9 protein-coding genes are annotated in these 9,526 nt (G+C 58.4%); 6 read left to right on the top strand and 3 right to left on the bottom strand.

Annotated elements, in window-relative coordinates:
* Positions 1–126: 126 nt before the first annotated feature.
* The 4 genes from D8U18_RS03695 (at position 127) to D8U18_RS03710 (ending at position 4,503) form a co-directional block, all read left to right on the top strand.
* Entirely contained in the window at positions 127–918 is a 792-nt protein-coding gene (locus D8U18_RS03695) for a PhnD/SsuA/transferrin family substrate-binding protein (protein WP_131107045.1), read from the top strand.
* A 118-nt stretch (positions 919–1,036) separates the two neighbouring features.
* Positions 1,037–1,579 (top strand): sigma-70 family RNA polymerase sigma factor, encoded by a 543-nt coding sequence (locus D8U18_RS03700; RefSeq protein WP_131107046.1) that lies wholly within the window; start codon positions 1,037–1,039, stop codon positions 1,577–1,579.
* Positions 1,576–2,589, top strand: a complete 1,014-nt coding sequence (locus D8U18_RS03705; RefSeq protein WP_130908627.1) for an ABC transporter substrate-binding protein — start codon at positions 1,576–1,578, stop codon at positions 2,587–2,589. The genes D8U18_RS03700 and D8U18_RS03705 overlap by 4 nt, the downstream gene beginning before the upstream one ends.
* A 594-nt stretch (positions 2,590–3,183) precedes the next feature.
* Entirely contained in the window at positions 3,184–4,503 is a 1,320-nt protein-coding gene (locus tag D8U18_RS03710; RefSeq protein WP_130905875.1) for a PAS domain-containing methyl-accepting chemotaxis protein, read from the top strand.
* A gap of 58 nt (positions 4,504–4,561) precedes the next feature.
* Here the strand turns inward: D8U18_RS03710 and D8U18_RS03715 are convergent, their stop codons facing one another.
* From D8U18_RS03715 to D8U18_RS03725, 3 genes are all read right to left on the bottom strand, one after another.
* Complete coding sequence (locus D8U18_RS03715) at positions 4,562–5,125, bottom strand: hypothetical protein (protein ID WP_056852599.1); 564 nt, start codon at positions 5,123–5,125, stop codon at positions 4,562–4,564.
* Between the two features lie 170 nt (positions 5,126–5,295).
* Entirely contained in the window at positions 5,296–5,931 is a 636-nt protein-coding gene (locus tag D8U18_RS03720) for a glutathione S-transferase (RefSeq protein ID WP_130908625.1), read from the bottom strand.
* Between the two features lie 389 nt (positions 5,932–6,320).
* Positions 6,321–7,352 carry a LacI family DNA-binding transcriptional regulator gene (locus D8U18_RS03725; protein WP_056852596.1) on the bottom strand — a complete coding sequence of 344 codons (1,032 nt, stop codon included), beginning with the start codon at positions 7,350–7,352 and terminating at the stop codon, positions 6,321–6,323.
* Positions 7,353–7,567: 215 nt separating this feature from the next.
* Between D8U18_RS03725 and D8U18_RS03730 the strand changes: the two genes are divergently transcribed.
* Both D8U18_RS03730 and D8U18_RS03735 read left to right on the top strand, forming a co-directional pair.
* Complete coding sequence (locus D8U18_RS03730; protein WP_056852595.1) at positions 7,568–8,101, top strand: gluconokinase; 534 nt, start codon at positions 7,568–7,570, stop codon at positions 8,099–8,101.
* Between the two features lie 83 nt (positions 8,102–8,184).
* A partial coding sequence (locus D8U18_RS03735) for a GntP family permease (RefSeq protein WP_131107047.1) occupies positions 8,185–9,526 on the top strand: 1,342 nt, incomplete at its 3' end.

The following is a 9,526-nucleotide window of genomic DNA, read 5'->3' on the forward strand; positions in this document are numbered from 1 at the left end:
CCACTTCTGTACCCTGTAGGAGCGAGCCTGCTCGCGATAGCGTTGGGCCAATCAACAGATGTGTTGAATGTGACATAGCCATCGCGAGCAGGCTCGCTTGGGATCTTCGTTGTATGGAGGATTTTGATGACTCAACAGATTGCTGAATTACTGATGTACGTTGCTCCTGAGCCTGTTCAACAAGCCAACGAACAGTGGCTGGCACGTATCGTCGAACACCTGGGCGTCACTCGCCGCAGCGCCGAAAGTCTGTCCTTGATGGACCTGTGGCTATCCCCGCAACTGCTGTTGACACAAACCTGCGGCTATCCGCTGATGACGGCTTTGCGTGGCAAGGTCAGGGTGCTGGGACGTCCGCGTTACGAGCTGCCGGACAGTAGCGGCGGCCACCATTGCAGCCTGTTGTTGAGCCGCGCCGACGATCGACGACGAACCTTGCCGGAATTTCTTGGCAGCCGTGGGGTGATCAATGGCGAAGACTCCAACAGCGGCATGAACCTGTTGCGTCATCGTCTGGCGCCGCTGCATCGGGACGGGCAGTTTTTTGCCTCGGTCGGTACCAGCGGCAGTCATCGCGAAAGCTTGCGCTGGTTACAGCAGAACCGTGCTGATCTGGCGGCCATCGACAGTGTGACCTTCGCTTTTCTCGCCCGTCACGCCGAAGCGCAAGTGGCTGGCTTGCGGGTCGTAGCTCGCAGCGCTTTCAGCCCGACCTTGCCCTACATCACCGCAGCAAGCCTTTGCGCCGGGCAAGCGGAAAAGATTCGACACGTGATGAATCAGGCCCTGGGCGAGTTGCCGCAGGTAGCTGAAGTCCTTGGCTTGCGAGAAGTGTTGCCGGCCAGTGAAGGTGACTATCAAGTGATACTCGACTATCAACGCGAAGCTGAAACATTGGGATACGGGCAACTGCGTTAATATTCTTTTCGGTAATATAAAAATGCATTTTTAGTATTGTTAATGAATAAGGCCCATTGCTAGGATCACCTCACCGGATGACCGGACATCCAGTGACCCCCTAGACCTTGGAGCCTCTATGTCCGGCATCGACCGTTCCCATCATTACGTAATAAGCAGACTGTTCCGCACGCATTACCCTTGGCTTTGTGCACGGTTGCGCCAGCACGTGGGTTGCGGTTGCGAAGACATCGCCGCCGAAGCCTTTGTGCAATTGCTCGAAGCCCCAAAGCCGCTTGCCATCCGCGAACCGCGTGCCTTGCTGACCACCATTACGCGACGCCTGATCTATCAACTCTGGCGCCGGCGCGACCTGGAGCGCCAGCATGTCGACCATATATTGCAGATGGATCCGCCGTTATCGCCTTCACCTGAAGAACTGGCGCAATCGACCCAGGCCCTGCAAAGCCTTGACTGCACACTGTCGCGTCTGCCCGACAACGTTCGGGCGACCTTTCTGTTGTCGCGGGTCGACGGTCTGACCTACCCGCAAATCGCTGCCGAGCTGGGCATTTCCCTGCGTTCGGTCAGCGTCTACATGACTCGCTCCGAGGCTCTGTGCATCCGCCACAGCGCCAATCAATCCCTGAACCGCCCCCTGCCAAACAAGAGGTCCGCATGAGATCGATCAAAACCCTGCTCGGCAGTTCGCTGCTGGCCCTGAGCCTGTTTGCCACCCAGGCCCCTGCGACGGAAAAACCGGCACCTATCCATTTTGGCGACATCACCTGGGAAAGCGGCAGCCTGATCACCGAGATCCTGCGGTTGATCGTCGAGAAAGGTTATGGCTACCCGACAGACACGCTGCCGGGCAGCACCGTCAGCCTCGAAGCGGCGTTGGCGAAGAATGACATCCAGGTGATCGGCGAAGAATGGGCCGGACGCAGCCCTGCGTGGGTCAAGGCTGCCGCGGAAGGTAAAGTGTTCGGCCTGGGCGACACCGTCAAGGGCGCCACCGAAGGCTGGTGGGTGCCGGAGTATGTGATCAAGGGCGACCCGGAACGCGGCATCAAACCCCTGGCGCCGGAGCTGAAGTCGGTGGCCGACCTGGCCAAGTACAAAGATGTGTTCCGCGATCCGGAAGACCCAAGGCGTGGCCGCTTCCTCAACAGCCCTACGGGCTGGACCTCGGAGATCGTCAACAGCCAGAAGCTCAAGGCGTACGGCCTGAGCGAAAGTTTCGTCAATTTCCGCACCGGTTCCGGCGCGGCGCTGGATGCCGAAGTGGCGTCGTCGATTCGTCGAGGCAAACCGGTGTTGTTCTATTACTGGTCGCCAACGCCGCTGTTAGGTCGCTTCAAACTGGTGAAACTCGAAGAACCGCCGTTCGATGCCCAAGCCTGGAAAACCCTGGCCGACGCCAGTAACCCAAACCCCATAGGTACTAGCTCGATGCCGGCCAGCCTGGCCATTGGCGTATCGGCACCGTTCAAGGCGCAGTATCCCGACCTGGTGGCGTTTTTCGAAAAAGTCGACTTGCCGATTGATCTGCTCAACCAGACGCTGGGGCAGATGAGTGAAAAACGCCAGAAACCCCGTGAAGTCGCCGAAGCGTTTTTGCGTGAACAGCCGCAGGTTTGGAAGGGTTGGGTGCCGGGTGAGGTGGCTACGAAAGTGAGTGCCAGTTTGTAGTTTCGGGGAGACGTGTAGATAGCCATCGCGAGCAGGCTCGCTCCTACAGTGTTTCCCGGTGTTCACAAAAATGTTGATCACCGCAGATCTCCTTCAGGAGCGAGCCTGCTCGCAATCAATCCCAAGACTCACGCCCATTCGCCCCCGCTGATCAAGCCTTGCCTGTCATCGCTCCCTCCTAGGTCTTCGTCTGACGCTGAACCGATTTTGTACCCAATGCTGGCCGACTAGTGGCCTTGCAAGCCTCACTCGTCTGTCTATGCTCTCGTGTAACTAACCATGTCGACCGCAACGACGCGGTGACTCCCAGAGTGCGCAATCCAAGGCACCGATGCATTCAATGGAGCTGTTGTGGAAAGGGAATTTCGTTATGAGCACGTTAGGGTTGACCCGCCTGCGGGTTATCAAGAGAAGGATGTCTTGATGAGAGTGTCGCGCCAGGGACCCTCCGATTGAACATCATTAATCACCTGACTGGTCCTTCCTCTTTTGGAGGGGCGCGTGTGCCTGTTCTGTGGAACGTAGTGGTGGATTTGAAAGACCAGCAACTTTCAATAATTCAAAAGACCGCGCAAGCAATAGGGTGATAAGACCATGTTCAACCTACATCACAAGGCTGACCTGCTGGAGATCGAGCGTTTCAGTTGCGCACTGACCGAGGCCAATGCCAAGTTGGCGGCCGTCAGTCGTTCGATGGCGATGATTGAATTCACCCCGGAGGGTATCGTCCTCGACGCCAATGAAAACTTTTGCGGCGTCATGGGTTACAGCGCAGAAGAAGTTCGCGGCAAGCACCATCGGGTGTTTTGCGAAGAGGCGTTTTACCGTAGCGAGGAGTACGCCAAGTTGTGGCGTGACCTGGCCCGTGGCGAGCCGGTCAGCGGCACCTTTTTGCGCCTGAACAAGAACGGCAAGGAAATCTGGCTCGAAGCCAGTTACATGCCGGTGTTTGGTCCCGATCGGCAAGTCAAAAGCGTGATCAAGGTCGCCACCGACATTACGGCCAGAGTCAACAAGGAACACGAAAACGAGAGCATGCTGGCAGCTATCAGTCGCTCCATGGCGGTGATCGAGTTCACCCCCGACGGGCGAGTGATCACCGCCAATGAAAACTTCCTGAAAACCATGCAGTACTCGCTCAACGAAGTGATCGGGCAGCATCACAGTCTGTTCTGTCACCGGGCCGAAGCCGAATCGGCAAGTTACAAGGCGTTCTGGGCTTCGCTGAATCGCGGCGAATATCACTCGCACCGATTCGAGCGCAAGAACAAGCAGGGTCAGACGATTTATCTCGAAGCGTCCTACAACCCGTTGTTCGACACCAAAGGGCGGTTGTACAAGGTGGTGAAGTTCGCCAGCGACATCACCCACCAGATGACCACGCTGCAAACCGCTGCTGAATCGGCCCATAGCACTTCCGTGCAAAACGACGCCTGCGCACGCAAAGGTTCCGAGGTGGTGCAGCAAACGGTGCAGATCATCCAGGACATTTCCCGGGATCTGAATCAGGCCGCGCTGAGTATCGACGCGGTGAGCAAACAGTCGGACATCATCGGCACCATCGTGCAGACCATCCGTGGCATTGCCGATCAGACTAATTTGCTGGCGCTCAATGCCGCCATCGAAGCCGCCCGCGCCGGCGAGCATGGGCGGGGTTTTGCGGTCGTGGCCGATGAAGTGCGCAGCCTTGCCGCCCGCACCAGTCAGGCGACGCTGGAGATTGTCGACGTGGTGCGCAAGAACCACGATTTGTCATTGAGTGCCGTGTCGAGCATGCAGTCGAGCTTGAGTCGAACGGGGCTCGGTGTGGAATTGGCGAACGAGGCGGGGGAGGTGATCCTGGAAATTCAGCAAGGGTCGCGACACGTGGTGGATGCGATCAGTCAATTCAACTCGACCTTGCAGTTGAATTAAGAGCAACAAATAAAGAAGAGTCCCGGTAGAGGGACCCTTCTTTATCTCGTGCAATGCCTTAAAGCGCAGCGATGAGTTTGTCCACGGCCTCGGCGCCCGGCCTGTCGTGGTTACGTTCGTTGGCTTCCTCGGCCTGGGCCATCTTCCTCTTGTCTTCCATGCGCTGGGCGATCTCTTCACCGATCGCTTGCTGTTTCTCCGGGGGCATGGCGTCTACCTCCTCTTGAGTCAGCCCCATCTCCTGAAGGATCGCATCACGCAGGCGCTGCTCCGGCGTTTTGCTCATGTAGTCCTTGAACTCATCCGTAGCCGAACCGCCCTTGAAACGGTCCTTGATGTCATCCGGCAGTGGCGCGTAGACCGCTTGCAGATTCACCCGGGTCTTGGCGAACGCTTCATCGACGTTGTCGCTCACTTTGGCGGCCTCGCTGACCTGTTGCGTCGCGATCTGGGTCGCTGATTCCTGAACCTGCGTGTCGGTTTGCGCGGTTTGTGCCTGCACGTTGTTTTGCAGGGCTTGAGTCATGACGCTTTGCAGACCGGCGGCGGCTTCAGCGGTTGGATCTTCACCAGGACGTTTGGGGAGTGGTGTGACCAGGTTTGACTTTGCACTGACCAACATAAGGAGAGACCTTGTAGGTGTTTGTGGTGAGGTGCGCTGAGCAAAGTCTGTGCCTGAACATTTAAAGCTAAATAAATCAGTGCGTTATGTGTTTTTCTTGCAGCGGGTAAACGTGTTTGCGGTAAGGCCTTGCCGCTGGGCGGCAGAGCCCTACCGCCCAGATCGCGTGCTCAAGGCAAGCCGTTGCAGCAATGCTTGAGGAAGCCGGGGCGTTGCGCCAGACGTTTGAAATACTCATCGATGGCCGGGTAATCGGGGCGTTCCATCGGCGTCATCAGCCAGCGGTTGATCGACAGGCCGATGACAATATCGGCCAGGGTAAACCGCGCGCCAGCGACATAGGCTTTGGTGGTCGCGAGTTGATGTTCGAGGATGGCCATTTTCTGGTTCCAGCCACGCACGCCGACTTCGATGCGATGGGCGTCCTGGTATTCCGGGTCCTTGCGCACCAGCGCCATGAACGCGTAGCTCCAGGATGAATTGAGATCAGTGGCCTGCCAGTCCATCCACTGCTCCACCCGGGCGCGGGCGGCCGGTTCGCCGGGCAGTAATTCATGGTGGTGTTGGTGCTTGCCGGCCAGGTAGCGGCAAATGGTATTGGACTCCCACAACACCCCGGCTTCATCGATGATCACCGGAACCTGGGCGTTCGGGTTGAACCTGAGGAACTCGGGGCTGTGGGTCGAGGCAAAACCGCTGCCCCAATCCTCGCGCTCAAAGGACAGCCCCAGTTCCTCGCAGGTCCACAGCACCTTGCGGACGTTGATCGACGAGGCTTTACCGAGAATTTTCAGTGTGTGATCCATTGCGCTGCTCCGTTAGCGAGTTGGTGCGCTACGGGAATCTAACAGTGTGCTCGCCAGAGGGCGACATACGTTGCTCTAAAAGGTTAGTTGAAATCGACTCGCATGGGCGCCCTGATCGTTCCCATGCTCCGCGTGGTAATGCCCCAACGGAAGTTCCGCGTTTGGCTCTTGATTGGACTTCAGGTGCTTCGCAACCTTGGCTTGGTCCACGGATAACCTCGATCCGCAGGATTGATCGCCGAACCTGTGGCGAGGGAGCTTGCTCGCGCTGGAGTGCGAAGCGCTCCCAATATCAGCGGATGCGTTCTATCTACATTGCAACGGCTTCGCCGCCGAACTGAGCAAGCTCCCTCGCCACAAAATCTCACTTCACTGCGGTTGAGTCGTGCTTATGTACTCTCACGCACCTTCAGCTCAAAGCCCATATCCTGCACCGGCCTGGCCACGGTGTTGCCGGCCATCAGCGTCAGCATCTGCTCCGCCGCGCGGCGGCCGATGGCTTCGCGTGGGGTGCTGATGCTGCTCAGGCGCGGGACCATGTGCGCGGATGCGGGCAGGTCGTTGAAGCCGAGGATCGCCACTTGTTCGGGGATCTTGATCCCGTGACGCATGGCTTCGAGCAGCGCGCCCTGGGCCAGGTCGTCGTTGCCGAAGAAGATCGCATCGACATCCGGGTGGCTGGCAATCATCTGCAAGAACAGTTCGCCACCCAGGCCCACGGAAGACGGACGCGGGGTCAGCACTTCCAGGGCGGGATCGTACAAACCGGCCTTTTGCAGGGCGCGACGGAAACCCTCGCCGCGCAGCAAGGTGCGTTGATCCAGTTGCGCGCCGATGTACGCCAGGCGCTTGCGACCGCGGGACAGCAAGTGCTCGGCAGCCGTTTCACCGGCGGCCAGTTGCGAAAAGCCCACGCAGTTAAGCCCGGCGGCGCTGTCCAGCTCCATCATGTACACGCAGGGAATGTTGCTGGCTTCGATCATCCGTCGCGAGCTTTCGGTGCGGTCGAACCCGGTCAGCAACAAACCGCGTGGCTGATAGGCCATGTAATTGCGCAGCAGGTTTTCTTCTTCGTCGCGGGAATAGTGGAAGTTGCCGATCAGCACTTCGAAGCCCTTGGGGCGCAAAACCTGATGAATGGCTTCCAGGGTGTCGATGAACAGCAGGTTGGACAATGACGGCACCAGCACCACCACCGAATGGCTCTGCGCCGACGCCAGGGCACGGGCGGCAGGGTTGACTACATAGTTGAGCTCAAGTGCCGCTTTCTGGACTTTTTCCACCAGTTCGGTAGCCACGGTGCTGACGCCGCGCAGGGCACGCGAAGCAGTGATCGGGCTGACACCGGCCAGGCGGGCAACTTCATTCAGGGTAGGGCGGCCAGTGGTGCGGGTATTTTTATCGTTTTTAGTTGGATTCATCGACGGCTTGCCAAACAAAATTCAAGGCACTAAGGTAGCGCTGTCTCGATGCAGCTGCAAATGCGTGAGCGGGGGTTCGCCTGATCCTCGCTTTTTGGCATTGGGAACGAACATGCTGCAACCCATAAAATGACAAGAAAGGCGTCGGCAACTTCTGCTTTTGTTCGAGTGTCATAGCTTGCAAAGGTAGCGCTGTCTGCGCGCTGAGGTGTTACATGAATCATCCCATCACCGCCCTGGTCATCATGGGCGTTGCCGGTTGCGGCAAGACGTGCGTCAGCGAAGCTCTCTGCCAACTGAGCGGCGCCACTGCCATTGAAGGCGACTCTTTCCACCCAGCCGCCAATATCGAAAAGATGAGCGCGGGTATCCCCCTGGACGATCAAGACCGTGCCGGCTGGCTCGACAGCCTGTGCGATGAATTGCGCCGCATTGACGCCAAGGGCCAGCGCCCGGTGTTGACCTGTTCGGCGCTCAAGCACATCTATCGCGAACGCTTGCGCAGCGCCTTGCCGGGCCTGGGCTTCGTGTTCCTTGAACTGACCCCCGAAGTCGCCGCCGACCGCGTTTCCCACCGGCCGGGCCATTTCATGCCGTCGACCTTGATCGACAGCCAGTTCGCCACCCTCGAATCTCCCGTCGGCGAGCCATTGACCCTGGCCCTCGATGCGTCGAATCACAGCGTCGATGAACTGGCTGTCCAGGCACACCATTGGTGGCTTGAACATGGCTTGAAGCGCGCCGGTTAATTTTTTGCTTGCAGAGATAGCGCTGTCCTTATGGCTTTTGAATTACCCGCTTTAATAACAACAACAACCAGGAGACACCCCTAATGTTTGGCATGTCCCACGAGACGTTCCTGCTGCTCGATGCAGTGGTCACGGTGATCGGGCTTATCGTCCTGATCACCAAGTTCAAGTTGCACCCCTTTCTTGCCCTGATCATTGCCGCCGCCTTCCTCGGGCTGACCTCCGGCATGCCGATCGGCACCATCATCAAGGCGTTCCAGGACGGCTTCGGTGGTGTGCTCGGTTTCGTCGGTATCATCCTGGCGCTGGGCACCATGCTCGGCAAAATGATGGCCGAGTCGGGCGGGGCAGACCAGATTGCCCAGACCCTGATCCGCGCGTTCGGCAAGGACAAAGTGCAGTGGGCAATGATGTTCGCCGCGTTCCTGGTGGGCATCCCGCTGTTCTTCGAAATCGGCTTCGTGTTGCTGATTCCGTTGGTGTTTATCGTTGCCCGTCGCACCGGCGTTTCGATCATCAAGATCGGTATCCCGCTGCTGGCCGGCCTCTCGGCGGTCCACGGCCTGGTGCCGCCGCACCCGGGCCCGCTGCTGGCCATCGGCGTGTTCGGTGCCGACATCGGTAAAACCATTCTTTATGGTCTGATCGTGGCGCTGCCAACGGCGATCATTGCCGGCCCGATCTTCGGTACGTTCATTGCCAAGCACATTCCCGGTCATCCGAACCAGGAACTGGTGGATCAACTGGCCCGCGAAACAGACACAACTGAATTGCCGAGCTTCAGCATCACATTGGTGACCGTGCTGCTGCCGGTGTTCCTGATGCTGCTCAAGACCTTCGCCGACGTCGTGCTGCCGGATGGCAACATCTTCCGCGCCTTCATGGACCTGATCGGTCACCCGATTTCGGCATTGCTGCTGGCGTTGCTGCTGTCGCTGTATACCTTTGGCTACAAGCAGGGCATCGGTTCCAGCCAAATGATGAAATGGCTGGATGCGAGCCTCGCACCGACCGCCGCGATCATCCTGATCATCGGTGCCGGTGGTGGCTTCAAGCAGATGCTGGTGACCAGTGGTGTGGGCGACGTGATCGGCCACATGGCGGTGAACGCACAAATTTCGCCGATCCTGCTGGCCTGGCTGGTGGCGGCGGTGATCCGTATCGCAACCGGCTCGGCGACAGTGGCGACCATCACGGGCGCGGGCATCGTGGTACCGGTGGTAGGAATGATCCCGGGCGTGAACCGCGAGTTGTTGGTGCTGGCCACCGGTGCCGGTTCGTTGATCCTGTCCCACGTGAACGACGCCGGTTTCTGGCTGGTCAAGCAGTACTTCAACATGACCGTGGCCGAAACCTTCAAGACCTGGACTGCGATGGAAACCATCCTGTCGGTGGTGGGCCTGGGCTTTATTCTGTTGTTGTCGC

Origin of the sequence: Pseudomonas sp. Sample_10 (assembly GCF_004321495.1) — a bacterium.
Taxonomy (GTDB): domain Bacteria; phylum Pseudomonadota; class Gammaproteobacteria; order Pseudomonadales; family Pseudomonadaceae; genus Aquipseudomonas.

What these genes read in the sequence shown, in the direction of transcription:
- D8U18_RS03695 (WP_131107045.1), top strand. Translation starts at nt 127, where the DNA reads ATGACTCAACAGATTGCTGAATTACTGATGTACGTTGCTCCTGAGCCT.
- D8U18_RS03700 (WP_131107046.1), top strand. Translation starts at nt 1,037, where the DNA reads ATGTCCGGCATCGACCGTTCCCATCATTACGTAATAAGCAGACTGTTC.
- D8U18_RS03705 (WP_130908627.1), top strand. Translation starts at nt 1,576, where the DNA reads ATGAGATCGATCAAAACCCTGCTCGGCAGTTCGCTGCTGGCCCTGAGC.
- D8U18_RS03710 (WP_130905875.1), top strand. Translation starts at nt 3,184, where the DNA reads ATGTTCAACCTACATCACAAGGCTGACCTGCTGGAGATCGAGCGTTTC.
- D8U18_RS03715 (WP_056852599.1), bottom strand. Translation starts at nt 5,125, where the DNA reads ATGTTGGTCAGTGCAAAGTCAAACCTGGTCACACCACTCCCCAAACGT.
- D8U18_RS03720 (WP_130908625.1), bottom strand. Translation starts at nt 5,931, where the DNA reads ATGGATCACACACTGAAAATTCTCGGTAAAGCCTCGTCGATCAACGTC.
- D8U18_RS03725 (WP_056852596.1), bottom strand. Translation starts at nt 7,352, where the DNA reads ATGAATCCAACTAAAAACGATAAAAATACCCGCACCACTGGCCGCCCT.
- D8U18_RS03730 (WP_056852595.1), top strand. Translation starts at nt 7,568, where the DNA reads ATGAATCATCCCATCACCGCCCTGGTCATCATGGGCGTTGCCGGTTGC.